1 protein-coding gene is annotated in these 357 nt (G+C 47.9%); it reads right to left on the bottom strand.

All coding sequences use genetic code 11. From position 1 onward, the window contains the following. A partial coding sequence (locus tag AB4512_RS22820) for a primosomal replication protein (RefSeq protein ID WP_372175814.1) occupies positions 1 to 357 on the bottom strand: 357 nt, incomplete at both ends.

The following is a 357-nucleotide window of genomic DNA, read 5'->3' as shown; positions in this document are numbered from 1 at the left end:
TCCGCTTTTTTCTTACTGTGGCGAGGCGCAGAATCAAACGCTAACTTTCGTACTCGTACTAAATCGACCAATCGCTTTTGCCAGTCTTGGTGCTGGGCGAGTTCGTTGTATAGGTCGTTCAGGGTTTTCCCTGACTTGCTTTTTCGGTCCAAGCGTAAATCGTGGTTGGCTAACTCTCTTTGGATTGCTGCAATCTGATTGGTCAGCTTTTCTGTCAGGTAGTTGGCTCTGGACGCGGTCAGTTGATTTGAGGTTTGTTCACGTACAATGGTGCGGTACGTTGCCTGAGTTTCAAGTGCATAGGGAAGCAAAACAGAGGCGCCGCATTTAAATAAGGCTCGGTCAAACAAGGCTTGA

The organism is Vibrio sp. 10N.222.52.B7 (assembly GCF_041474275.1).
GTDB classification, from domain to species: Bacteria; Pseudomonadota; Gammaproteobacteria; order Enterobacterales; family Vibrionaceae; genus Vibrio; species Vibrio crassostreae_C.
The sequence above is the reverse complement of the archived record's forward strand: the minus strand, read 5'-3'. Positions and strand labels throughout refer to the sequence as shown.